The sequence below is a fragment of the Inquilinus sp. CA228 genome, assembly GCF_052078665.1.
Lineage (GTDB): Bacteria > Pseudomonadota > Alphaproteobacteria > DSM-16000 > Inquilinaceae > Inquilinus.
This window is the reverse complement of the sequence record NZ_JBQJIK010000015.1, coordinates 52,933-76,254: the sequence shown is the minus strand read 5'-3', so window position 1 is coordinate 76,254 and position 23,322 is coordinate 52,933. Positions and strand designations below refer to the sequence as shown.

General features: G+C 67.9%; 21 protein-coding genes. 8 read left to right on the top strand and 13 right to left on the bottom strand.

Going from position 1 to position 23,322, the window contains the following annotated elements; genetic code table 11:
* The 7 genes from ACTOWL_RS09660 to ACTOWL_RS09630 form a co-directional block, all read right to left on the bottom strand.
* Positions 1-963, bottom strand: a complete 963-nt coding sequence (locus tag ACTOWL_RS09660) for a mannonate dehydratase (protein WP_441321006.1) — start codon at positions 961-963, stop codon at positions 1-3.
* Between the two features lie 36 nt (positions 964-999).
* On the bottom strand, positions 1,000-2,004 hold the full coding sequence (locus ACTOWL_RS09655; RefSeq protein ID WP_441321005.1) for an ABC transporter ATP-binding protein: 1,005 nt from the start codon (positions 2,002-2,004) through the stop codon (positions 1,000-1,002).
* A gap of 1 nt (position 2,005) precedes the next feature.
* Positions 2,006-3,034 carry an ABC transporter ATP-binding protein gene (locus ACTOWL_RS09650; protein ID WP_441321004.1) on the bottom strand — a complete coding sequence of 343 codons (1,029 nt, stop codon included), beginning with the start codon at positions 3,032-3,034 and terminating at the stop codon, positions 2,006-2,008.
* A gap of 5 nt (positions 3,035-3,039) precedes the next feature.
* Entirely contained in the window at positions 3,040-3,948 is a 909-nt protein-coding gene (locus tag ACTOWL_RS09645) for an ABC transporter permease (protein ID WP_441321003.1), read from the bottom strand.
* A 12-nt stretch (positions 3,949-3,960) separates the two neighbouring features.
* Positions 3,961-4,959 (bottom strand): ABC transporter permease, encoded by a 999-nt coding sequence (locus tag ACTOWL_RS09640; protein WP_441321002.1) that lies wholly within the window; start codon positions 4,957-4,959, stop codon positions 3,961-3,963.
* Positions 4,960-5,031: 72 nt separating this feature from the next.
* Positions 5,032-6,825 (bottom strand): ABC transporter substrate-binding protein, encoded by a 1,794-nt coding sequence (locus ACTOWL_RS09635; RefSeq protein ID WP_441321001.1) that lies wholly within the window; start codon positions 6,823-6,825, stop codon positions 5,032-5,034.
* Between the two features lie 281 nt (positions 6,826-7,106).
* The gene (locus tag ACTOWL_RS09630; RefSeq protein WP_441321000.1) at positions 7,107-7,796 is read right to left on the bottom strand and encodes a GntR family transcriptional regulator; all 690 of its coding nucleotides are present in this window, start codon (positions 7,794-7,796) and stop codon (positions 7,107-7,109) included.
* Positions 7,797-8,113: 317 nt separating this feature from the next.
* Between ACTOWL_RS09630 and ACTOWL_RS09625 the strand changes: the two genes are divergently transcribed.
* Genes ACTOWL_RS09625 through ACTOWL_RS09610 form a run of 4 tightly spaced genes read left to right on the top strand, consistent with a single transcriptional unit; the run spans position 8,114 to position 12,194 of the window.
* Positions 8,114-10,489, top strand: coding sequence for a PAS domain-containing sensor histidine kinase (locus ACTOWL_RS09625; RefSeq protein ID WP_441320999.1), 2,376 nt, complete (start codon positions 8,114-8,116; stop codon positions 10,487-10,489).
* On the top strand, positions 10,486-11,142 hold the full coding sequence (locus ACTOWL_RS09620; protein ID WP_441320998.1) for a response regulator transcription factor: 657 nt from the start codon (positions 10,486-10,488) through the stop codon (positions 11,140-11,142). Before ACTOWL_RS09625 ends, ACTOWL_RS09620 begins: the two co-directional genes overlap by 4 nt.
* A 7-nt stretch (positions 11,143-11,149) precedes the next feature.
* On the top strand, positions 11,150-11,518 hold the full coding sequence (locus tag ACTOWL_RS09615) for a response regulator (RefSeq protein WP_441320997.1): 369 nt from the start codon (positions 11,150-11,152) through the stop codon (positions 11,516-11,518).
* Positions 11,508-12,194 (top strand): response regulator transcription factor, encoded by a 687-nt coding sequence (locus ACTOWL_RS09610; protein ID WP_441320996.1) that lies wholly within the window; start codon positions 11,508-11,510, stop codon positions 12,192-12,194. Before ACTOWL_RS09615 ends, ACTOWL_RS09610 begins: the two co-directional genes overlap by 11 nt.
* A 31-nt stretch (positions 12,195-12,225) precedes the next feature.
* Here the strand turns inward: ACTOWL_RS09610 and ACTOWL_RS09605 are convergent, their stop codons facing one another.
* From ACTOWL_RS09605 to ACTOWL_RS09590, 4 genes are all read right to left on the bottom strand, one after another.
* The gene (locus tag ACTOWL_RS09605; RefSeq protein WP_441320995.1) at positions 12,226-13,419 is read right to left on the bottom strand and encodes an MFS transporter; all 1,194 of its coding nucleotides are present in this window, start codon (positions 13,417-13,419) and stop codon (positions 12,226-12,228) included.
* A 170-nt stretch (positions 13,420-13,589) separates the two neighbouring features.
* Positions 13,590-14,393, bottom strand: a complete 804-nt coding sequence (locus ACTOWL_RS09600) for an ABC transporter permease (RefSeq protein ID WP_441320994.1) — start codon at positions 14,391-14,393, stop codon at positions 13,590-13,592.
* 3 nt (positions 14,394-14,396) lie between these two features.
* A complete protein-coding gene (locus tag ACTOWL_RS09595) occupies positions 14,397-15,230 on the bottom strand; it encodes an ABC transporter permease (RefSeq protein WP_441320993.1) in 834 nt (277 codons plus the stop codon).
* Between the two features lie 3 nt (positions 15,231-15,233).
* On the bottom strand, positions 15,234-16,226 hold the full coding sequence (locus tag ACTOWL_RS09590; protein ID WP_441320992.1) for an ABC transporter ATP-binding protein: 993 nt from the start codon (positions 16,224-16,226) through the stop codon (positions 15,234-15,236).
* A 158-nt stretch (positions 16,227-16,384) separates the two neighbouring features.
* Here ACTOWL_RS09590 and ACTOWL_RS09585 point away from each other — a divergent pair, with 158 nt between their 5' ends.
* Positions 16,385-18,538 carry a thiamine pyrophosphate-dependent enzyme gene (locus ACTOWL_RS09585; RefSeq protein WP_441320991.1) on the top strand — a complete coding sequence of 718 codons (2,154 nt, stop codon included), beginning with the start codon at positions 16,385-16,387 and terminating at the stop codon, positions 18,536-18,538.
* A gap of 5 nt (positions 18,539-18,543) precedes the next feature.
* A complete protein-coding gene (locus ACTOWL_RS09580) occupies positions 18,544-20,082 on the top strand; it encodes an indolepyruvate oxidoreductase subunit beta family protein (RefSeq protein ID WP_441320990.1) in 1,539 nt (512 codons plus the stop codon).
* A gap of 25 nt (positions 20,083-20,107) precedes the next feature.
* Here ACTOWL_RS09580 and ACTOWL_RS09575 read toward each other — a convergent pair whose 3' ends face one another.
* Both ACTOWL_RS09575 and ACTOWL_RS09570 read right to left on the bottom strand, forming a co-directional pair.
* A complete protein-coding gene (locus ACTOWL_RS09575; protein WP_441320989.1) occupies positions 20,108-20,611 on the bottom strand; it encodes a MarR family winged helix-turn-helix transcriptional regulator in 504 nt (167 codons plus the stop codon).
* A gap of 38 nt (positions 20,612-20,649) precedes the next feature.
* On the bottom strand, positions 20,650-21,441 hold the full coding sequence (locus tag ACTOWL_RS09570) for a cyclase family protein (RefSeq protein ID WP_441320988.1): 792 nt from the start codon (positions 21,439-21,441) through the stop codon (positions 20,650-20,652).
* 331 nt (positions 21,442-21,772) lie between these two features.
* On the opposite strand from ACTOWL_RS09570, the gene ACTOWL_RS09565 reads away from it, so the two are divergent.
* Both ACTOWL_RS09565 and ACTOWL_RS09560 read left to right on the top strand, forming a co-directional pair.
* Positions 21,773-22,564 carry an ABC transporter substrate-binding protein gene (locus ACTOWL_RS09565; RefSeq protein WP_441320987.1) on the top strand — a complete coding sequence of 264 codons (792 nt, stop codon included), beginning with the start codon at positions 21,773-21,775 and terminating at the stop codon, positions 22,562-22,564.
* A 62-nt stretch (positions 22,565-22,626) separates the two neighbouring features.
* Positions 22,627-23,304 (top strand): amino acid ABC transporter permease, encoded by a 678-nt coding sequence (locus ACTOWL_RS09560; RefSeq protein ID WP_441320986.1) that lies wholly within the window; start codon positions 22,627-22,629, stop codon positions 23,302-23,304.
* Positions 23,305-23,322: the final 18 nt, after the last annotated feature.

The window sequence follows — 23,322 nt, the reverse complement described above, 5'->3', positions numbered from 1 at the left end:
TCACGCGCCGTAAACCGACTGGTGCAGGCCGCGGATGTAGCCGATGGCGTAGAGCCGCCCGAAGGCGGAGTAGCCGGCATGATCGTTGCTGTCGCCTTCCACCGTCGGCACATGGTCGGGACGCAGCACGCCGTCGAAGCCGATGTCGCGATAGGCGCGCATGCAGGCCAGCATGTCGGTCTTGCCGGCGTCGTGCCAGGTCTCCCGGAACGCCTCCGGCGTGCCCTGCACGTCGCGGAAATGGACGAAGGAGATGGCCTTGCCGAAGCCGCGGATGGCGCCGGGCAGGTCGTCGGTCATCAGGGTGAAGTTGCCCTGGCACAGCGTGATCGTGTTCATCGGGCTGGGCACGCTGTCGACCAGGCGCCGGTAGTTGTCGATGCTGCGCATGATCCGGCCGACGCCGCGGATCGGCGACAGCGGCGGATCGTCCGGGTGCATCGAGATCTTCACCCCCGCCTGCTCGGCGACCGGCAGCACGGTCTTCAGGAAATAGTCGAGATTGGCCCAGAGCGTGTCCTCGCCGATTGGCGGGTTCGTCGTCAGGTCCTCCGGCACGTCGGCGAGGTTGAAGCTGGTGACCACCGACCCGCCGCGCGACGGCGTGGCCAGGTTGGTGCGCACCCAGTTGAAGTCGGTCATCCACTCGTAGCACCAGACCGGGATGCCGAGCCGGCCCATGTTCTGCAGCAGGGTGCAGACCGTCGCGATCTCCTCGTCCCGCCCCGGCAGGCCGCGCTTGGCCTTGTTGAGCGGCGGGCGGGCCTCGATCACCTTCAGGGTGAAGCCGGCGGCCTCGTAGCGCTGCTTCAGGCGCTGCAGCGGCCCCAGATCCCACGGCGCCTCGCCCTGCAGCAGGTCGTCCGGCGGCAGGCCGCCGACGGCGAGGTCGACCCCGGCCTGCTTCGCCAGCTTCCAGACGGGCGACGGCGTGGGGCTGATGAATTCGGCGATCTCGAGCATGTCGTAAGCGTCCCGGAAGGCTGGCAGTGAAGGGGGTCAGGCGGGCAGCAGCTCCGACAGGCGCTCCTGCGCCACCTGCGGCTGCTGATCGTAGAGGAAGCATGAGGCAGTCTGGCGATCGCCGACCCGGAACAGCGGCGGCTCCGCCGCGCAGGCCTCCATCGCCTGCGGGCAGCGGGACCGGAAGCGGCAGCCGCCGGCGCCGATGGCGGCGTCGCGCGCCTGGATAGGCTGGGCGCCCCAGCGCCGGTCGAGATTGGGCCAGGGGATCGAATCCACCAGAAGTTGCGTGTAGGGGTGCTGCGGGTCCTTGATCACCTGGTCGACATCCCCCGCCTCCATCACCGCGCCGCGATACAGCACGATGATCGACTTGGCGATGTGATAGGCGGTCGTCAGGTCGTGGGTGACGTAGATGATCGACACGCCATGGTCGCGCTGCAGGTTGCGCAGCGTCTCCAGGATCGTGGCGCGCAGCGACGCGTCGACCATCGACACCGGCTCGTCGGCGATCAGCAGCCGCGGCTTCAGCAGCAGGGCGCGGGCGACATTGATACGCTGGCGCTGCCCGCCGGACAGCTGGTGCGGGAACCGCCCGAGGATGTCCTCCGGCCGGAGCCCGACGGCGGTCAGCGCCTCCTCCATCTTGGCCCGCGCATCCGCCTTCGATGCCGCGAGGCGGAACTTGCGGATCGGCACGGTCAGCAGATGGTCGACCGTGTAGAACGGGTTGAAGACCGCGAAGGGGTCCTGGAATACCGCCTGGACCTCGCGGCGATAGGCCATCTTCTCCTTGCCGCGGAGGGTCGAGACGTCCTTGCCGCGATAGATGATCCGGCCGGTCGACGGCGCGATGAAGCCGAGCAGCAGCATGGCCAGCGTGGTCTTGCCGCTGCCGCTCTCGCCGGCCACGGTCATGATGGTCGGCTCGTCCTCCTTCAGCGTCAGCGAGATGTCGCTCAGCGCCACCGTCGACTGCGCGTTGACCAGCCCGCGGGTGTAGGTCTTCGAGACATGCTCGAGCCGCAGCAGATCGGCCATATCAGGCGTCCCCGTCATAGAGGTGGCAGGTCACGCCGCGGCCGCCGGCCAGGATGCGCTGCTCGGGCCGGGTGGTGCTGCAGACGGCCATCGCCTTGTCGCAGCGCGGGTGGAAGGCGCAGCCGCCCGGAAGCCGCAGCAGCGACGGCGCCAGGCCGGGGATGCCGCGGAACACGCCCTTGTTCTCCAGGCTCGGCAGGCTCTCGATCAGCGCCTGGGAATAGGGGTGCTTCGGGTCCGTGAACATCTCGCGGACCGTGCTGACCTCGACCAGCCGCCCGGCATACATCACCGCGACCTTGTCGACGAACTGCGCCATCAGGCCCATGTCGTGGCCGATCAGGATGACCGCGGCGTTGATCGCCTTCTGGACGGTATCGATCGTCTCCATCACCTGGCGCTGGGTGACGACGTCGAGCGCGCTGGTCGGCTCGTCGGCGATGATGACGTGGGGGTCGAGCAGGATGCCGATGGCGATGCAGACGCGCTGCTTCATGCCGCCCGACAGCTCATGGGCATACATGCGGTAGACGCCGACATCGAGATCGACCGATTGCAGCGCCCGCTTGCAGCGCGCCTCGATCGCCGCGCGGGATTCGCCCGGCAGATGCGACTTCACCGCGTCGACCATCTGGGCGCCGATCCGGGTCACCGGGTTCAGCGAGTTCATCGCGCCCTGCGGGATATAGGCGATGCGCGACAGCCGGGCCCGGCGCATCCCCTCGGCGTCCAGCGCCATCAGGTCGGCACCGCCGACCATCACAGCACCACCCTCGATCCGGCCCGGCGGCTTGATCATCCGCATCATGGCCAGCGCCAGCGTGCTCTTGCCGGATCCGGACTCTCCGACCATGCCCAGCTTCTCGCCGGCGTTCAGCGTGAAGCTGACATCGTCGAGTGCTTTGGCGCGGCCGGAGTCGGTGTAGTAGGTGACCTCGAGATTGCGGACGCTGAGGACCGGATCGGCCTCCGCCACCACGGCTGGAGGTGTCACGGTCCGCTCCCGGGTCGGCGCAAGGGTCATGGCCATCGCCGTCACTCCGTCCTGCGCACGCGGGGATTGGCCAGCTCATCCAGCCCCATGTTGATCAGGGCCAGCGAGCCGAGGATCAGGATCATCGCCACCGACGGGATGATCGGCCACCACCACCAGCCGTTGAAGAAGGCGCCCTGCGACTGCGCCGCCCAGATGATGTTGCCCAGCAGCGGCTCGCGCAGCGGCCCGAGCCCGAGCACGGCGAGGTAGAAGGCGGCGAACACGGCCGAGAACACCTGCGCCACGAACGCGGCGGCGATGAAGGGCAGCAGGCAGGGCAGGATCTCCTTGAAGATGATGCCGAGATCGCTGACGCCCGACAGCTTGGCCACGGCGACGAACTGCCGTTCCTTCATGGTCAGAACCTGGGAGCGGATCACCAGCGTCGGCCCCATCCAGGCCAGCAGCACGACGATCAGCGCCATGGTCAGGATGGTGACGTCGCGCTTGTCGAGCGAACCGGCGATGACGACCTGGATCAGCAGCACCGGGATCGGCGTCAGGATCTGGCAGATCGTCCGGATCACGGCGTCGCTCCAGCCCCTGAAATAGGCCGCGATGAAGCCGAGCACGACGCCGATCAGCGTGCCCAGGCCGCCGGCGATGAAGCCGATCAGGGCCGTCTGCCACATGCCCACGACCATGGCGGAGAACAGGTCGCGGCCGAAGAAATCGGTGCCGAAGGGGTAGCGCAGGCTCGGCGGCTTCTTCACCGCCACCGACAGCGGATAGGCGTCCTTCGGGTTGATCGTCATCAGCCCGATGATGGTGAAGGCCACGAGGCCGAGCAGGATCAGCACGCCGAGGGCCAGCCCCTTGTTGCGGCGCAGGTAGCGCAGCACCAGGACGGGGCGGCCCGGGCGCTGGAAGACGGGTTCGGCGGAGGGCGAGAGCGTGGCGATCGTCATGTCTCACGCTCCTCACGAATTGCGGACGCGGGGATCGAGCAGCGGGTACAGGAACTCGACCACGGTCATCAGCAGCGCCACGGCGATGGTGATGAACACCACGATGCCGTAGATGGTCGGGAAGTCGTTGGCGCGGATGGCGAGGTTGAGCGCGCTGCCGATGCCCGGCAGGCCGAACAACCCCTCGACGATGATCGCCGAGGTGACGATGGCGGCGGGCGCGAGGGCCAGCGCGGTCACCTGTGGCAGCATCGCGTTGCGCAGATAATAGTCGCGGAAGATCCGGCCGCCGGTCAGGCCCTTGTGCTCGGCGAAGTTGACGTAGTCCTCGCCCTGGATGGTGACGCCCATGCCGCGCATCGACAGCACCCAGCCGCCGACCGAGCCGAGAATCAGGGACAGCGCCGGCAGCACCTGGTGGTGCAGCATGTCGAGGGCGAAGCCGAGGGACAGGTTCGGCACCACCCCGGCGGAATAGGCGCCGCCGAGCGGCAGCCATTTCAGCCGGAAGCCGATGAAGAACAACAGCAGGATGGCCATGATCACCGGCGGCACGCCGGTCAGCAGGATGAACGGCGCGGCGAAGGCCCGCAGCCAGCGCGGCGCCCGCGGCCAGGCGGCGACGGCGCCGAGCAGGTTGCCGATGATGAAGCTGAGGATGGTGGTAACCAGCAGCAGGCCGATGGTCCAGGGCAGCGACTGCGCGATCACCTCGGACACGGTCGAGGGATAGCGGTACAGCGAATAGCCGAAATCCATCCGCAGGATGTTGCCGAGATAGGTCCAGTACTGGTGGTACAGCGGCTGTTCGAGCCCGAATTGCTGCTGCATCGAGGCGATGATCTTCTCCAGATCGGCCGGCGAGAAGCCGCCGGTGCGGGCCAGCTCGCCGAACCGCTCGCGCAGCGCGTTGCGGCTGGACAGCCGCGGGATGAGGAAGACGATGGTCGAAGCCGCCCAGACCACCAGGACGAGGAACAGAAGACGCCGGATGATGAGCTTGACAGTCACGGGGACGATCCTGGTGCTGTTGCCGGACAGGAGGTGCGCGCCCTGGGGCGCGCACCTGTCGCAAGCGAACGGTTACGGCGCGCCCGACGGCTGCAGCGCCGCGATCACCAGCAGGCCGGTATGGGCCCAGAAGGCGCCGTTGGTGCCGCCGGCGAGGTTGGTGGCGCTGGGCCAGCCCTTCCAGTAGTGGTTGTTGTAGGGGATCCGGTGCAGCCACTGGATCACCGGCACGTCGATCGTGTCGCGCCAGTAGATGCCCAGCGCCTTCGCCGCGCCCTCCTGGAACTTCGGATCGTCGGAGTTGAGCGGCGAGATCTCGTCGAGGATCTTGTCCAATTCGGGGTTCTTGTAGCGCGAGAAACGGTTGGCGCCCCCCGCCACGCCGGTCGCGCTGCTGTATTTGCCGTGATAGAGGTTCAGCGCCTCGAACGGGTCGTACAGGCTAGCGCCGTGGCCGAAGAGATACAGGCCGGGCTTGCCGTCCACCATGTTCTGGAAGGCGTCGGTGCCGAAATTGACGTTGGCGTCGAAGCCCGCCTGGCGCAGCATCTCCGCCAGGACCGGGGCGATGTCGCCATGGATGGGTTCGAAGGCCTGGATGGTGGCGTCGAAGGTCTTGCCGTCCTTCTCCCAGAGGCCATCGCCGTTCTTGCTGAAGCCGGCCTCGGTCATCAGCTTCTCGCTCTCCGCGACGTCGAACTTGCCCGGCTCGTACTTCGCCTGCTCGGCCTTCACGGCGTCGGAGTCGGCGAATTTCTGCAGGTTGGGATACAGCGGGAACGGATAGATGGTCGCGATCTTGGCGCCATCGTAGAGCACCTCGTTGATGCGGTCGCGGTCGATCGCCAGGCTGATCGCCTTGCGCACCCGCACGTCGTTGTATGGCTCGAGCTGGGTGTTCATCCACAGCGAGTTCGGCCACCAGTCGAGATAGCCATAGGGCGATTCCGTGCCGGTCCAGGACTGGATGTCCTTGTTCTGCTCGACGATGTTGCCGATCACCTGGGCGCGCATGTCGACCGAGGAATCGAACTCGTTGTTCACCAGCCGCTGGGCCACCGTGTCGATCGGCTGGTTCAGCACGTTGACGATGACGACGCGCTTCACCGCCGGCTCGCCGATCCGCCCGGCCTTCACCGCCCACCAGTCGGGACGCAGGTCGAGGATCTTCTGGTTGGCGTTCCAGGCGACGACGTCATACGGGCCGGAATGCGGGATGGCGTCGAGGCCCACGGCCGCCGTCGGGTTCGGCTGGGCCGCTTCCCATTCCGCCGGCACGATCGGCACGCCGGTGTCGAACTTCTCCGTCAGCACCTCGAATTTGAAGCGCGGCGCCGGCTGCTTGAACTTGACCTCGACGGTCAGGTCGTCCTTGGCGCTGACGCTGTCGACGAACTGCTCGAAATGCGCGTGATAGGGCAGCGTCTCATACTTCATCTGCCCTTCGAAGGTGTAGACCACATCCTTGGACGTGACCGGCTTGCCGTCGCTCCACTTGGCGTCCTTGTTGAGCTTGATCTCGAGCGTGGTGAAGTCCGGCGTGGTGTATTCCATGCTGTCGGCCAGCCACGGCACGAATTCGCCCTTGAAGATGGCGAAGTACATCAGCGGCTCGAACAGCAGGTTGTTGCCCTCCTGATGGGTATAGCCCGGCAGCACCCAGGGGTTGGTGGTGCCGACGGAGGTGCCGCCGGCGACGCCCCAGCCGAGCACGAGCGTCTGGTTGCGGGGCACGGTCGGCAGCGCGCCCTTGGGCGTGATTTCCTGTGCGGCCGGCAAACCGGCGCTCTGCCCGAAGGCCGCGGCCGGCGCCATGATCGCCGCCGCGGCGAGCACAAGGCCGGCGAGGCGTTTCAGATTGACCATAGGACAGATCTCCTCCCTGTGATTGTCGAATGGTGCAAATGTCGCTCTTTGCACCTCTCGGGCGCCGTTCCGGTGCGACGACGCGCTTCCCTTTTTCCACAAAGCCAAAAGATCTCCCGCCTCGATCGACAACAATCGATCGAGAACAGACACATTTCCCGTCCGGAAACGCTATGCCCGGTGGCTTCCTGTCTTCTTCCTCCTGCAGCGATATTGCCCATCGCAAAGCAATTCGCATCTTGTATATTTTGTCGGCAGCCTAGGTCAGTTTCACGATTAGCTCAACCGCCAATGCGGCGCGCCGCACGCATCTGCTCGATGATGTGGCGGCCAGATCCTTCGACATGGCGGGCGATCACGGCCGCCGCCGCATCGGCATCCTGGACCTTGATCGCGTCCAGGACATCCTGATGGTCCCGCATCACCGTCGCCTGGCGGCCGAGCGAGATCGGCAGCCGCCGGCTGATCGCGCGCAGGATCTCGCGGTGCTTCCACCACAGATCGACCGCGTGCCGGTTGTAGTGGCGCTCATACATCGTGTGGTGGAACTGGGTGTCGAGCAGCCCGTGCCGCACCGGGTCGGAATAGTTGAGCCGCAGCATCTCGGCGTGCAGCGCCTCCAGCGCGGCGATGTCGGCCTCGGTGGCGATGCCGACGAACCAGCGCGTCAGCGCCGGCTCGATCAGGACCTCGATTTCGTAGATGTCGCGGATGAAATCCTGGTCGATCGGCCGCACGCGCGCCCCGCGATTGGGCGTCATCACGACGAAGCCCTCGCCGCGGAGCTGCTGCAGCGCCTCGCGCACCGGATTGGTCGAGGTGCCGTGCCGTTCGGCGAGATCGGCGACGATCAGCCGGGCATTGGCCGGGATGCGGCCCGAGATGATGTCCTCGCGGATCGCCTCATAGACCGAGGCCTCGCGGTCCGCCGACTGGAAGGCCGGCAGGTCCGGGCCGGGAATGACGCTCACGGGCTGTGCCTCCACGCCGCCTCCCAACGCCCACCTCCATGCCCAGCCTCGGGACTCGACACGCGATCTTCTGAATTTCGTGTACGATCTTTGTCGGAGTTGACATGAAATGTCGAGCCTGAAACACGGGGAGGCTCTCCCCATAGGCGGCCGCGGCGGCCGCATCTCCGTGCAATGCATGGATTTCCATGAGGTGCGGCTTGGGCCATGGCGGGAGTAGGATGGGGTGCGATTCCTCCAGCCCGGATATCGAGGACAATTGCCGGACGGAGCGTTGACGGTCCCTGGGGTTCATTGTCCGGCAGGAGCAGCCGATCATGATAGCAACGCGCCCCCAGCAGGGCCTGGCGATCGACATCGGCGTCTACGAGAAAACCGTGGCGGCGTTGCGCGACCGGGAGCGGGAGCTCTCGCAGCTCGTGGACATGGTCCCGAGCCACGTCTGGCGCCTGCAGCCCGATGGCGAGCCGACCTTCTTCAACAAGCGCATGGTGGATTTCCTCGGACTGGACGTGGCGGATACCGACAAGCCGGGGATGACCCGGCTGGCGGCCATGATCGAGGCCACCGTCCATCCGGACGACGCAGCGGCGTTCATGGACACGCTCGGCCGTTGCCTCCGGACCGGCGAGCCCTTTGCCATGAGGTATCGGCTGCGGCGTGCCGACGGCGTGTATCGCTGGATGTCGAGCCGCGCGGAAGCGATGCGGGATCAGGGCGGATGCATCGTCCAGTGGTACGGCCTTTGTCACGACATCGACGACCAGATGCAGGTGGAGGAGGCGCTTCGGCAGAGCAAGCAGCAGCTTGAGGAGACGATCGACGCCGTGCCGATCCGCATCTGGAGCGCAACGTCGACAGGCGGGCCGGTCTATTTCAACAAGAGATACCGAGACCATCTCCGCTCCGTCGTCCCGCACCTTATGGATCTTGAGGAGCCGCGCATCGACAAGCTGCTGCAGGAGCTCGTTCATCCCGAAGACGCCCCGGATGTGCAGCGCGCGTTGCAAAACACATCCGAAACCGGCGGCGCCGGCGTGATGCGGTTTCGTTGGCGTGAAAGAGACGGCGTCTATCGTTGGGCGGAGTGCCGGGTGGAGCCTCGGCGCGATCAGGGCGGAGCGATCGTGCAATGGTACGGCGTGTCTCTCGATATCGACGACGAGGTGCGCGCACAGGAAACGTCGCGCGACCGGGAGCGAGAGCTTTCGCAGTTCGTCGACATGGTCCCGATCTACCTCTGGCGGCTGACTCCGGACGGCGAGCCGATCTTCGCCAACAAGCGCCTGATCGATTATCTCGGCCTGGATATAGCGGATGCGGACAAGCCCGACACGAGCCGGCTGGCGGCCTTCATAAAGACCGCCGTCCATCCCGATGATGCCGCCAGCCTGGGCCAGGCGCTCAATCGCTGCTTCGTCACCGGCGAGAGCTTCTCCATGAAGTATCGCCTGCGTCGGGCGGACGGCGTCTATCGCTGGATGGAGGGCAGCGCGGAGCCGATGCGGGATCAGGGCGGACGCATCATCCAGTGGTACGGCCTCTGCCACGACATCGACGATCGGCTGCTTGCCGAGGAAGCATTGCGTGGCCGTGAGCGGGAGCTCTCGCTGCTCGTGGACATGGTTCCGAGCAATCTCTGGCGCCTGACCCCGGACGGGGAGACCACCCTCGCCAACAGGCACATGGCGGAATTTCTCGGCATGGACCTGGCGGACAAGAGCCGGCTGGAAGTGGTGTTCGACACCATCTTCCACCCGGACGATGCGGAGGAGGTGGGAGACGTGCTCGGCCGCTGCCTCGTCACGGGCGAGCGCTTCTCGATGAAGTATCGCCTGCGTCGTGCGGATGGCGTGTATCGCTGGATGTCGGGCCGCGCCGAGCCGATGCGGGATGAGCACGGACACATTGTCCAGTGGTTCGGCCTCTGCCACGACATCGACGATCAGGTGCACGCCGAAGAGGCGTTGCGGCGCGCCTCCGACAAGCTCGCGCGGGCGACGCAGGCCGCAAGCCTGTCCGAGCTTTCCGCTTCGATCGCGCATGAGGTGAACCAGCCGCTGGCCGCGATCGTCGCCAACTCCCACGCCTGCCACCGTTGGCTGTCCGCCGAGCCTCCGAACCTCGAGCGCGCGAAGATCACGGCCGAGCGCATCACCCGCGACGCCAACGCGGCTGCGGATGTCGTCAGCCGCATCCGGGCCCTGTTCCGTCGCACGCCGCACGCCAGGTCGCCGGAAGACGTCAACCGGCTGATCGGCGAGGTCTGCCGGCTGATGGCCGACGAGATCGCGGCGAAGGACATCCGCATCAGGACGGCTCTCGAGCCGGACCTGCCGCCGGTCGCGCTCGATCGCGTCCAGGTCCAGCAGGTGTTCGTGAACCTGATCCGGAACGGGATCGAGGCGATGGACGCCGTGGCCGACGGCGCGCGTGCGCTCCAGATCCGCTCCTGGCGTGACGGCCCCGACGCGATCCGGGTCGAGGTTCGCGACGCCGGCACGGGTTTCAAGGATCCCGAGCGCGTCTTCGAGCCGTTCTTCACGACCAAGCCGGATGGCATGGGCATGGGGCTGCCCATCTGCCGTTCGATCATCGAATCGCATGGCGGCCGCCTCTGGACCGCCGACAGCGAGCAGCGCGGGGCGATCGTCGCCTTCACGCTGCCGCTGAGGGCGGGCGAGGCACCATGAGCCCGCGCGAGGAGATCGTCTTCGTGGTGGATGACGACGCCAGGGTGCGCGAGGCGGTCGGCGAGCTGCTGGAGTCCCTGGGATGGCGGGCCGAGACCTTCGCCGCCGCCGCGGACTATGTCGCCTCTGCGAAGCCCGATCTCCCGGCGTGCCTGATCCTCGATGTCGAGCTGCCCGACATCAACGGCCTGGAGTTCCAGAAGCAGTTGTCCCACCACGTCCATCCCCCGATCGTCTTCATCACCGGGCATGGCGACATTCCATCGTCGGTGCGCGCGATCAAGCATGGCGCCGTGGACTTCCTGACCAAGCCCTTCAGCGATGCAGACCTGATGGCCGCAGTCGAGGCGGCGATCGCCCAGGATCGGGAGAAGCGATCGGAGCGCGCCGAGCTCGGCGCGTTGCGGCAACGCTACCTTGACCTGACGCCGCGCGAACGCGAGGTGCTACCGCTTGTGGTGAGCGGTCTTCTCAACAAGCAGGCCGCCGCCGAACTGGGGATCAGCGAGGTCACGCTGCAGATCCACAGACGGAACGTGATGCAGAAAATGGCGGCGGCGTCGCTCGCCGATCTCGTGCGGATCGCGGAGAGATTGGACATACCGATCACGCATTCGCGCCGAGCCGGGGGAGTTGAGCGTGAGCGAGCCTAGATCCGTCGTGGCGATCGTCGATGACGATCCAAGGCTGCTGGAGTCGCTGGAGGAGCTTCTGGAGTCCGCGGGCTATGTCGCCCGCAGCTTCTCGTCGGCGGGGTCGCTGCTGATCAGCGGTCTGGCGGGCCTGGACCTGCTGATCACCGATATCGGGATGCCCGGCCAGGACGGCTTCGAGCTTCGCGACCTGGTGAAGAGGGTGCGTCCGGAGCTGCCGGTGTTCCTGATCACCGGCCGCCACGAAATCGCGGATCAGGACCGAGCCCAGGGCATCAGCGGGTTCTTCCGCAAGCCCTTCGACGCCAAGGCCCTGCTTGCGGCCGTCGGCGACGCCTTACGCAATCGAGACAGGGAGGGTGATCATGCAACTTGACCAGCCGCTCCTGCGGAGATCGGCACCGCCGCAGCTGAGGAGTAAGGCGGAGCAACCGCTCGTCATCATTGTCGATGACCATGCGCCTGTCCGGGAGGCGCTGTCGGAGCTGATCCTGTCGGCGGGTCTCCAGCCGGCCTGCTTCGCTTCGACCCGCGAATTCCTCGACGCCGACGTCTTGGACAACCCCGGCTGCATGATCCTGGATGTACGAATGCCGGGGGCCAGCGGCCTCGATCTGCAGCATCACCTGGCCCAGAGCGGCAACCCCAAGCCGATCATCTTCCTCACCGGCCACGGCGACATACCGATGACGGTCCAGGCGATGAAGGCCGGCGCCGTGGATTTTCTCACCAAGCCGGTGCGGGACCAGACGCTGCTGGACGCGGTGTTTGCGGGCGTTGCGATCGATGCTGCGCAGCGCGCCAAGGCCCGGGTCGCCCGGCTGCATGTCGACCGCTACAACACCCTGACCCGGCGCGAGCGGCAGGTGATGTGCGCCGTGGCGCTGGGGCGCCTCAACAAGCAGATCGCCTATGACCTTGCCATCAGCGAGGTCACCGTCAAGCTCCACCGCAGCAACGTCATGCGCAAGATGCAGCTGAATTCCGTCGGCGAGCTCGTTCGCGTCTGGGAGGCGCTGCCGGCCGAGTTGCGCGAGAAGACAGAGGACTGACGGCGCGTCGTCACGTCGGGCCGGGGCGACGTCACGCCGGGGCGTCGGTGGGGAGCGCGGCGCGGGCCGTCCCTTTCAGATGCCGATTGACGATCATGGCGAGCCCCCAGGCGGCGGCCGTGATGGCGACGCAGGCCGCGGCGAGGCTGGCGTAGCCCAACGCCCCGATCACCGCGCCGGCCGCCAGGGGGCCGGCGGCGAAGCCGAGCAGATAGGCCGAGCCTGCCGCTGCGGCCCACCGCCCGCTGCAGTCGAGCGCCGCGGCGAGGCCGAACAGATAGGGCATCGAGAAGTAGTAGATGATGCCCGACGCGACGAGGGCGACGATATAGGTGGTCTGGTCGTGCGAGAGACAGAGCGCGAGGGTGACCAGCGCGAAGACGACGCAGAACCCCGAGATCGGGATCGTCCGTCCCCAGCGCACATTGAGCGCAGTGGCGGCTGCGGCGCCGGCGAGACCGACCAGCGACGTGACGGTCAGCGCATAGCCGACCGCGCCCGTGTCGAGGCCGGCGCGCTCGCCGAGTGGCGCGCTGAACGCGTAGATCGCGGCGGAGGCGGTCACGTAGAGCACGATCGCCGCGAGCGTCATGACGCCGAGCAGTGGGGAGGCCCGCGCCGTGTCCGTTGCCGCGTCGTCGCTTCTGGCGCGGGCATCCGGGGTGAGGAGCAGGAGCGGCGCGAGTGCCAGGGTCACGCCTGCGATCAGCGCGAGGATGCCTTGATGCGCGTAGGCGGCGGTGAGCTCGCCGCCGACGGCGAAGAGCGGGATGCTGCCCAGGGCCCAGACCACCTGGAAATAGCCGTAGATCTTGTCCGGGTTGCGGGACCGGGAGGCGATGATGGAGAGCGACACGGCCCAAAGCGCGCCCTCGCCGACGCCCGCGAGTCCGCGCAGCAGGGCGAGCGACGCCAGCGACGCGCTGAAGATCGATGCGCCCTGGGCGAGCAGCGCCAGCGCGACGGCGGCGAGGCCGACGCGCCGATAGGACAGCCGGGGCAGCACGGGCGCGATGGCGATCGCGGTGACGGCGAGGGTGAGGAATTCGACGGAGGCGACGAAGCCGGCGTCGCGTTCCGACAGCGAGAGGCCGGCCATGAACCCGCCGATCATCAAGGGCGACATCTGCGCGACCAGCCCGCCGATCACCTGCGCGGCGATCGCGCCGACCAAAAGGGACGCGGGATCGCGAGCCGTCGAAGGATCGCGCGGGGCTTCGGTCATGGCTCGGCTGCGCTCCCTGTTCGCCGGCCGGCGCGGCTTGGGCCGTTGGTTCAGTCGTCGTAGCTCGAGGAGCCGGGGCTTTGTCCGGCATATCGTACCTCGAACCTACAGGTTTCCGACACTGCTGGGTGTGGCTCCGCCGCCGTTCCGATCCGGGCGGCCGTCCAGGCTCAGCTGCCGGTGGACATGTATTTCGTCACGCCGTGCCGCCACGCCAGGAACGCGAGGGCCAGGAAGGCAAATCCCGCCGCCGGCGTGACCGGCAGCAGCCAGTCGGGCGCCCCGAGGGGATCGGGCCGCCCCAGGATGGCGAGGACCGGATAGTACGCCACGCAGGCCAGCGGCACGACGAAGGTCAGAAAGCCGCGGAACCAGCGGGCGTAGAGGCCCATCGGGAACTGGCCCGCATAGGCGCCGCCATAGGTCAGGGCGTTGACGGCCTCGAGGCTTTCGATGGTCCAGAAGGCCATCGCCGCCTGGAGAACGAAGAGGGCGACGAAGAAAGCGGTGCCGCCGGCCACCGTCCAAACGGCAAGGGCGACGGCCTGCGGGGTCCAGGCGAAGTGCAGGGACGCGGTGGCCCCCGCCAGGATGACGGCCGCCTGCAGGAACCGGCCGAACCGGCTGATGCGGAAGTCGTGACCGACCAGTTGCAGAGTCGCCGAGCGGGGCCTGAGCAGCAGGCGGTCGAAATCGCCGGTGCGCACGAAATCGGTGCCGAACACGTCGAAGCCGCGGGTGATGAAATCGGCGATGGAGAAGCTGATGTTGATCAGGGCGTAGAAGAACATCACCTCGCCGAGGCTCCAGCCCTTGACCGCGCCGAACCGGTCGAACAGCGCCCAGATCGAGACCATCTCGATCGCGGTCGCGGCCAGCTGCCCGACGGTCAGCATCAGCGCCGAGGCCGGGTACTGCATCTGGCTGCGGATCGACGCCGCGAAATAGCGGCCGAGCAGGGTGAGGCCGTTCATCCCCTACCCTCCCTGGACTTCGAGGCGGCGCATGACGCGGCCCAGCCACAGCCTGCCCGCGAGGATCAGGGCGAGGGTCCAGAACGCCTGCAACCCGAGTCCGGCCCATGCCGTGACGCCCGTCAGCGCGCCGGCATAGATCCGGTTGGGGATGTCGAGGACACCCGCCAAAGGCTGCACGAACAGCATGGCGGCGATCGCGTCGGGATAGAGCGGCAGGGGCAGCAGCGAGCCGGAGAAGACGATGACCACCGGCACGGCCAGGGCGTTGACGCCGCGGGCGTTGAGCGTCGCCACCACGACGATGTTGATCAGCATGACGACGGCGCAGGACAGCGCCGCCGCCAAGGTCAGCGAAAGGATGAACAGCAGGGCCGCGGAGGCGCTCGGCGGCGGCTGCCAGGCCCATTCGGCCTGGCCGATCAGGGGCAGGACGATCCCGGCGGCCAGGATCATCAGAGCCACCCTGGGAACGACGCGGGCCGTCATCCAGCCGGCCGTGCGGGCATACCACAGGGCGTAGGCGTCGACCGGACGCAGCCTGTCGTAGCCGATCGCGCCGGTGCGCACCGAAGCGGCGATGTCGGGATCCGCCATCCAGGGCAGCAGGGCCAGCAGGCCCTGCGCCAGCCAGGTATAGGTCACGGCCTGGGACAGGCTGAGCGATGCCGGGGACGCGGCCTCGGGCGCGCCCAGGTAGAACGCTGCCAGCACCATGACGCGCACCGCGCCAAACCAGCATTGCGTGGCGAAACCGGCCAGGGCCGCCGCCCGGTACTGCATCATCAGCAGGAAGCGCGAGGCGAAGGCGGCGGTATAGGGGCGGAGGGCCTCCATGGATCAGGCCTCGCCGGCGCCATGCAGGTCGTAGAACCGGGCGATCACCTCCTCGATCGCAGGCTGCTCGACATGGATGTCCTCGACCGCGTGCTCGGCCGTGATCGCCGCGATCAGGGCCGGGGCGCCGGTCACCCGGGGATCGAAAGCGAGCTCGACCGACCGGCCGTTTCGGACCCGGACCTCGGCGCCGGGCAGGACGAGATCGGGCGCATCCCCGGCGAAATCCACGAACAGCCTGCGCTCGGCCAGCACAGTGGCGCACAGGGCCTCGAAAGGGCTGTCGGCCAGGACCCGGCCATGGCCGATGACGATCACCCGCTCCGCCAGGGCCTCGATGTCGTGCATGTCGTGGGTTGTGAGCAGGATGGTGACGCCGCGCTCCCGGTTCAGCCGCTTGACGAAGTCCCGCACCGCCAGCTTCGAGGGCGCGTCGAGGCCGATCGTCGGTTCGTCGAGAAACAGGATCGACGGCTCGTGCAGCAGGGCCGCGGCCAGCTCCGCCCGCATGCGCTGGCCGAGCGAGAGCTGCCGCACCGGCTGGTCCAGCAGGCGCTCCAGCCGCAGCATCCCGACCAGCTCGTCGCGGGTCGCCCGGTAGCGGTGCGGATCGACCCGGTAGATGTCGCGCAGCAGGTCGAAGCCGTCGGCCACCGGCAGGTCCCACCACAGCTGCGTCCTCTGGCCGAACACGACACCGATCCGGCCGACATGCCGGATGCGGTCGCGGTACGGCACCAGGCCGTCGACCTCGACCCGGCCGGAATCGGGCCGCAGGATCCCCGACAGGATCTTGATGGTGGTCGACTTGCCGGCGCCGTTGGGCCCGATGAAGCCCAGCAGCTCGCCACGCTCCAGGGTGAAGCTGACATCCTTCAGCGCCTCGACCGTGCGCCAGCGCCGGCGCAGGAGTCCGCGCATGGCGCCCAGCACGCCGGGGTCACGCTCGGCCACGCGATAGGACTTCGCCAGGCCCTGAACCAGGATCTGGGCCATGGCGGCCCCCGGACTATCGAAAGGGGCGCAGACAATATGGGCCTGGCCCGGCCAGGTCAACGATCCCGCCCGGCCGATCGCCGGTTGAACAATGACCCGTCCCGAAATATGCTTTTGCAAATAATTTGCGCCGGAGGAGTCGCCGGCGGAGGAACGCCATGGCCGAGCGCTCATTTGCCCGGGAGGTCGAGGATCTGAAGCTCGGGGAGGGCGAAACCTTCAAGGGCGAAGGCATCCTCGCGATCACCAAGGCCTTGCTGCAATCCGGCGTCGCTTATGTCGGCGGCTATCAGGGCTCGCCGATCTCCCATCTCATGGACGTGTTGTCGGACGCCAGGGATGTGATGGAGGAGCTGGGCGTCCATTTCGAGACCTCCGCCTCCGAGGCGGCGGCCGCGGCGATGCTGTCGGCCTCGGTGATGTATCCGCTGCGCGGCGCCGTGACCTGGAAATCCACCGCCGGCACCAATGTCGCCGCCGACGCACTGTCGAACCTGGCGTCGGGCGGGGTCACCGGCGGCACCCTCATCATCATCGGCGAGGATTACGGCGAGGGCTCCTCGATCATGCAGGAGCGGAGCCACGCCTATGCGATGAAGTCGCAGATCTGGCTGCTCGACCCGCGTCCAAACCTGCCGTCGATCGTGCAGGCGGTGGAGACCGGGTTCGAGCTTTCCGAAGCCACGCATACGCCGGTGATGCTGCAGGTCCGCATCCGCACCTGCCATGTCCATGGCCAGTTCACCGCCAAGGACAACAAGCGCCCGGCCTTCACGCTGCGGCAGGCGATGGAGAACCCGGTCCGCGACACCAGCCGGATCGTGCTGCCGCCCGCCTCCTTCCTGCACGAGAAGGAGAAGATCGAGCAGCGCTGGCCCGCCGCGGTCGAGTTCATCAAGAGCCGCCGGCTGAACGAGACCTTCGGCCCGGCGGAGGGCGATGTCGGCATCGTCGTCCTGGGCGGGCTCTACAACTCGCTGATCCGCTCGCTGCAGCTGCTCGGCCTGGCCGACATCTACGGCCGCTCGCTGGTCCCGATCCATGTGCTCAACGTCGCCTACCCGCTGATCGACGACGAGCTCGCGGCCTTCTGCGCGTCGAAACACGCGGTGCTGATGGTCGAGGAGGGCTCGCCCGACTACATCGAGCAGTCGCTCAACGCCATCCTGAAGCGCCGCGACATCCAGACCCGGGTCGCCGGCAAGGACGTGCTGCCGATGGGCGGCGAATACACCGCGCCGGCGCTGATGAAGGGGCTTTCGGCCTTCCTCGAGGCCCATGCGCCGGTACTGCTCGGCAACCGCCCGCCACCCCCGGACGCCTCGGCGGTGCTGGCCGACCAGCGCGTCAAGACGCTGGCCGCGGTGGTGCCGCCGCGCCCGGCCGGCTTCTGCACCGGCTGCCCCGAACGGCCGATCTTCGCCGCACTGAAGCTGACCGAGAAGGAGCTCGGGCAGCACCACGTCTCGGCCGATATCGGCTGCCACCTGTTCTCGATCCTGCCGCCCTTCAACATCGGCGCCACGACGATGGGCTACGGCCTCGGCCCGGCCTCGGCCTCGGCCTTCAACGTCAAGGCGGACAAGCGCGCGATCTCGGTGATGGGCGATGGCGGCTTCTGGCACAACGGCCTCGCCTCCTCGATCGGCAACGCCGTGTTCAACAAGCATGACGGCGTCATCCTGATCGTCGACAACTACTATTCCGCCGCGACCGGCGGCCAGGACATCCCGTCCTCCCGCGCCGACAACCCGCGGCGGCAGACCAACAACGCCATCACCGACGCGGTCCGGGGCATCGGCGCCAAATGGGTGCGCCAGATCGACCGGACCTACGATGTCGCCCGGCTGCGCGACACCTTCCGCGAGGCACTGACCACGCCGGAGCCCGGGCCGAAGATCATCGTCGCCTCGTCCGAATGCATGCTGAACAAGCAGCGCCGGATCAAGCCGCTGCTGGCCCGGGCGGTGAAGGAAGGGCGGCGCGTGGTCCGGCAGCGCTTCGGCGTCGACGAGGATGTCTGCACCGGCGACCACGCCTGCATCCGGCTGTCCGGCTGCCCCTCGCTTTCGGTGAAGCACACCGACGATCCGCTGAAGGACGATCCGGTCGCCGCCATCGACCAGTCCTGCGTCGGCTGCGGCAATTGCGGCGAGGTCTCCGAGGCCGCGATCCTGTGCCCGTCCTTCTACCGGGCCGACATCATCCAGAACCCGACCCGGGCCGACCGGCTGCTGGCCCGGCTGCGCGGGGCGGTGATCGGCTGGCTGCAGCGCCGCCGCGAGAGCCGCCGCATCGTCTTCGCCGAATGAGCGCCGTGGCGCCGGATCGTTCGCTGCTGTCCCAGGACCGGCCGCTGGCCGTCGCCATCCTGGCCATGGGCGGCCAGGGCGGCGGGATCCTGGCCGACTGGATTGTCGCGCTGGCCGAGGGCCATGGCTGGGCCGCCCAGTCGACATCGGTCCCCGGCGTGGCCCAGCGCACCGGCGCGACCATCTACTATATCGAGATGATCGCCGCGAAGCCGGGCGCCGCCCCGGTCTTCGCCTTGATGCCGACCCCCGGCGACGTCGACGTGGTGCTGGCCGCCGAGCTGATGGAGGCCGGGCGCGCGGTGCTGCGCGGCCTGGTCACGCCCGACCGCACCACGCTGATCGCGTCGACGCACCGCGCCTTCGCCGTGGTCGAGAAGGAGAAGCCGGGCGACGGCACCGGCGACCCCGTGGCCGTGGTCGACGCGACCGACTTCGCCGCCAAGCGCACCATCGCCTTCGACATGGAGGCGCTGGCCGGCCGCAGCGGCAGCGTGATCTCCGCCGCCATGTTCGGCGCCCTGGCCGGGGCCGCGGTCCTGCCGTTTCCCCGGGATGCGTTCGAGGCGACGATCCGCGCCGGTGGCCGGGGCGTGGACGCCAGCGTCGCCGCCTTCCGCGCCGCCTGCGACCGGGCCGCCGTGCCGGGGACCGAGGCCGTCGCCCGCGCCCCCGGGAAGCGCTTCGACGCGCTGCCGGCGGCCGCCGGGCACCCCGCGCTCGACCGTCTCGTCACGCGCATCGCGCAGGAGTTTCCCGCCGCCGCCCACCCGATGCTGTTCGCCGGCGTGAAGCGGCTGACCGACTACCAGGACCCGGCCTATGCCGACGAATACCTGACGCTGCTGGCCCGGCTGCACGCCGAGGACCTGGCCCGGGGCGGCGCCGCCAGGGACCACGCCTTCACCGTCGCGGCGGCGAAATATGTGGCGGTGGCGATGGCCTATGACGACGTGATCCGCGTCGCCGACCTGAAGGTCCGCTCGCGCCGGTTCGAGCGGGTGCGCCGCGAGGTCGGCGCCGGCCCGGACCAGATCGTCGGCACCACCGAATACATGCATCCGCGCATGGAAGAGGTCTGCGGCACGCTGCCGAGGGCGCTCGGCGCCTGGATCGAGGCGCGGCCGACCCTCTTCGCGCGGCTCGACCGGCTGGTCAGCCGCGGCCGGCGCGTGCGCACCGGGACGATCTTCTGGTTCCTGGGGCTGCAGGCCGTGTCGGCGCTTCGGTCCTTCCGCCGCGGCACGCTGCGCCATGCCCGCGAGACGGCGCATCGCGACGCCTGGCTCGCCACCGCCCTCGACACGCTGCGGGTCAATTACGACCTCGCCGTCGAGGTCCTGGAATGCCGGCGGCTGGTCAAGGGCTATTCCGACACGCATGCCCGCGGCGAATCGAAGTTCAAGCGGGTGCTGTCCGGCCTGCCGCTGCTGGTCGGCCGGGACGACGGCGCGGCCTGGCTGCGACGGCTGCGCCAGGCCGCCCTGGCCGACGAGGACGGCACGACCCTCGACGGCGCGCTGAAGACGATCGCGACGCTGTGACCGCGGGGCACGCCGCCCCGGCGGTTCAGATGTCGTGCTTGCGGATGTTGCGCAGGATTTTGTGCAGGGTGGCGACGAAGGCGACGTATTCGTCGCCGTCGACGCCTTCGAACATCTGCGTCAGCAGCCCGTACATGGTGGGCCACACCGCGTCGAAGACGGCCCGGCCGTCCTCGGTGATGGCGATGTCGCGGACCCGCATGTCCTCGGCGCGCGGCTGCCGGCGGATATAGCCCTGCTCCTCCAGCGCATCGAGCGTGCGGCTCATGGTCGACTGCTCGGTGACCGCGTAGACCGACAGCTCGTTGATGGTCATCGACGACGAGATGCTGAGGATGGCGAGCGCGCGCATCTTGGTGGTGGTCATGTCGTGCGCCTTCAGCGCGTCGGACATGTTGGCGTTCCACCGCGCCATCACCCGGTTCATCAGATAGGGCGCAAACTGGTTGAGGCCGATCTCGCCCAGGGTCGGACGCGTCTCGCCCTGCTCGAGCCGACGCAGCACCGTTCCGGCAAATCTGTCGGTCATCGCGCTCCCATCCGCTTCCGGTCTTGCGAGGCCGGCCCCTACCCTGCTCGCGGCACCAGCGCCAGGGCGCGCACCGGCGACCCGGTGCCGCCGACGAATTTCAGCGGCGCCGCGATCAGGATCGCTCCCTTCGGTGGCAGCTGGTCGAGGTGGCACAGGCTGGCCAGGCCGTAGCGGTTAGCCTTGTGCAGCAGGTTGTGGGCGGGAAAGGGCGGGGTCATGCCGCCGGCCGATCCGGCATCGGTGCCGACCGTCTCGGAGCCCCAGCCGACGATGCCCTTCGACAGCAGGTATTCGATCGCCTCCGCCGTCGGCCCCGGCGAGTGCGGGCCGTTCTGGTCGGCGTTCAGGAAGGTCTCCGTCGACCCATTGCGCTTGTACCAGTCGGTGCGCAGCACGACCCAGGACCCGGCCTCGATCGCCCCGTGCTCGGCCTCCCAGGCCTTGATGCTGTCGACCGTCAGCAGATAGTCGGGGTCGGAAGCGGTCTCCTTCGAGCGGTCGATCACATTGACCGGCGCGACGAAGCTCTTGGGCGCGATGCGGTCGGTGGTGCCGTCGGCATGGTCCCGGCCGGTGATCCAGTGCACCGGGGCGTCGAAATGGGTGCCAGTGTGCTCGCCGAGCTCGAGCCAGTTCCAGGCCCAGAACGGGCCATTCTCGTCGTAGCGCGAGATGGCGTGGACCTTCACCGCCGGCGTGTTCTTGCCGATCTGGGGCGGCAGCTGGATCACCGGCGTCTCCGGCCCGAGGGGTGCGGTGAGGTCGACCACCCTGATCGAGCCGTCGAGCAATGAAGACGCCAAGCCGGTGAGACTATCGGTTGACATGGTACCCTCCCGTTTTCGAAGGGACTCGCCCCTCTTGGTGGGAGCGGATCCATCCCCGAACCTTAGGTCAGAATATCTGCAATCACAACGATCTCGGCTCAGTGTTCCAGTACACAGCCCGAGAGAAGCATGGAATTGCATGGGAGAAGCTTCAGACCTAAAACAATCCGATTGATCGGGGATACCCTCCATGATCACATAGCGCGGCCAATGAGGCGGCGTCTCAGCCTGCCCGCCCAGCGAGCGGACGGCCCAAGCCGGAACAACGCCAGCCTCTTCAGCGATGAAAAGCCAAGAACACCCGCGATGCGGGACAGCAGAGGAGGCACGCATGATGACATTCTTCAGGACGCTGGGACTCCTGGTCGCGGCCGGGATGGCAGCCGCATCCCCGGCGCTGGCCGAGACCATCACGGTCGGGGCCTATCCGGCCAATCCGCCCTGGGAGTACAAGACCGACAGCGGCGCCTTCGAGGGCTTCGAGGTCGACCTGGCCAAGGAGATCGCCAAGCGCATCGGCGCGGATGTCGAGTTCCAGGATCTGGGCTTCCAGGCGCTGTTCGCCGCCACCAGTTCCAGCCGCATCGACTTCGCCATCTCGTCGATCTCGGTCAACAACGAGCGTCTCAAGAACCAAGGCTTCACCCAGCCCTATTACGACAGCGACGGCACCATCTTCAGCGTGCCCTCATCGCCGATCCGCTCGCTCGACGACCTCAAGGGCAAGATCGTCGGCGTCCTGTCCGGGTCGACCGGCGAGGCCTGGGCCAAGGCCAATGCCGAGAAGCTCGGCTTTGCCGAGATCAAGGGCTACAACGCGCAGCAGGACCTGCTGCTCGAGGTCCAGAACGGCCGGCTCGATGCCGGCGCGACCGAGATCTCGGGCCTGCAGTTCGCGATGACGAAGATGCCCGGGCTGAAGATCCTGCTGCGCATTCCGACCGGCGAGCATTTCGCCATGATGACGCGCAAGGGGCACCCGCTGCTGCAGCGGGTCAACGACACCATCTCGGCGATCAAGACCGACGGCACCATGGCCGCGATCCACAAGAAGTGGTTCGGGGTCGATCCCGAACCCGGGACCACCACGGTCGTGCCGGGGCCGATCCCGCAGGCCCAGTAACCGACGACGCCGGGCCGGGCGGCGCGCCCGGCCCTCCCGCCCCGCGCCATCCGGTCCGGACCATGGAACTGATCGACACCTTCTTCAACGGGCCGGTGCTGCTGCGCGCCGTGCCGATCCTGCTGCGGGGCCTGGTCAACACCATCCTGCTGGGCTGCACCAGCATCGTCCTCGGCACGCTGGCCGGGCTGCTGGTGTGCCTGGCCCGGCTCTACGCGCCGCGGCCGCTGCGGCTGCTCGCGATCGCCTACATCGACGTGTTCCGGGCGCTGCCGATCCTGGTGCTGCTGATCCTGATCTACTACGCCCTGCCCTTCATCGGCATCCGGCTGTCCTCCTTCGTCTCCGCCACGCTCGCTTTGTCGATGGTGCTGGCGGCCTTCACCGCCGAGGTCTGCCGCGCCGGCATCGAGAGCATCCCGCGCGGGCAGTTCGAGGCGTCCTCCGCGCTCGGCCTGCCATTCTGGCTGGCCATGCGCAAGGTCATCCTGCCGCAGGCGATCCGCGTCATCATCCCGCCGCTGACCAGCAACTGCGTGTCGGTGTTCAAGGACACGGCCCTGGCCTCGGTCGTCGCCATGCCGGACCTGCTGAAGCAGGCCACCGACGCCCAGGCGCAGATGGCCAACCCGACGCCGCTGATCGGCGCCGCGATCATCTATCTCGCCTTCCTCTGGCCGCTGGTCCGGCTGATCGGCCATCTCGAAAACCGCGCCAAGCGGCGCGCCGGCCGGTCCTGACCGCGTCCGATCAACGGA

Bases quoted from the DNA above. Each gene is read 5' to 3' on its own strand.
- ACTOWL_RS09660 (WP_441321006.1), bottom strand. From the start codon at position 963: ATGCTCGAGATCGCCGAATTCATCAGCCCCACGCCGTCGCCCGTCTGG.
- ACTOWL_RS09655 (WP_441321005.1), bottom strand. From the start codon at position 2,004: ATGGCCGATCTGCTGCGGCTCGAGCATGTCTCGAAGACCTACACCCGC.
- ACTOWL_RS09650 (WP_441321004.1), bottom strand. From the start codon at position 3,034: ATGGCCATGACCCTTGCGCCGACCCGGGAGCGGACCGTGACACCTCCA.
- ACTOWL_RS09645 (WP_441321003.1), bottom strand. From the start codon at position 3,948: ATGACGATCGCCACGCTCTCGCCCTCCGCCGAACCCGTCTTCCAGCGC.
- ACTOWL_RS09635 (WP_441321001.1), bottom strand. From the start codon at position 6,825: ATGGTCAATCTGAAACGCCTCGCCGGCCTTGTGCTCGCCGCGGCGGCG.
- ACTOWL_RS09625 (WP_441320999.1), top strand. From the start codon at position 8,114: ATGATAGCAACGCGCCCCCAGCAGGGCCTGGCGATCGACATCGGCGTC.
- ACTOWL_RS09620 (WP_441320998.1), top strand. From the start codon at position 10,486: ATGAGCCCGCGCGAGGAGATCGTCTTCGTGGTGGATGACGACGCCAGG.
- ACTOWL_RS09610 (WP_441320996.1), top strand. From the start codon at position 11,508: ATGCAACTTGACCAGCCGCTCCTGCGGAGATCGGCACCGCCGCAGCTG.
- ACTOWL_RS09605 (WP_441320995.1), bottom strand. From the start codon at position 13,419: ATGACCGAAGCCCCGCGCGATCCTTCGACGGCTCGCGATCCCGCGTCC.
- ACTOWL_RS09600 (WP_441320994.1), bottom strand. From the start codon at position 14,393: ATGAACGGCCTCACCCTGCTCGGCCGCTATTTCGCGGCGTCGATCCGC.
- ACTOWL_RS09595 (WP_441320993.1), bottom strand. From the start codon at position 15,230: ATGGAGGCCCTCCGCCCCTATACCGCCGCCTTCGCCTCGCGCTTCCTG.
- ACTOWL_RS09590 (WP_441320992.1), bottom strand. From the start codon at position 16,226: ATGGCCCAGATCCTGGTTCAGGGCCTGGCGAAGTCCTATCGCGTGGCC.
- ACTOWL_RS09585 (WP_441320991.1), top strand. From the start codon at position 16,385: ATGGCCGAGCGCTCATTTGCCCGGGAGGTCGAGGATCTGAAGCTCGGG.
- ACTOWL_RS09575 (WP_441320989.1), bottom strand. From the start codon at position 20,611: ATGACCGACAGATTTGCCGGAACGGTGCTGCGTCGGCTCGAGCAGGGC.
- ACTOWL_RS09570 (WP_441320988.1), bottom strand. From the start codon at position 21,441: ATGTCAACCGATAGTCTCACCGGCTTGGCGTCTTCATTGCTCGACGGC.
- ACTOWL_RS09565 (WP_441320987.1), top strand. From the start codon at position 21,773: ATGATGACATTCTTCAGGACGCTGGGACTCCTGGTCGCGGCCGGGATG.
- ACTOWL_RS09560 (WP_441320986.1), top strand. From the start codon at position 22,627: ATGGAACTGATCGACACCTTCTTCAACGGGCCGGTGCTGCTGCGCGCC.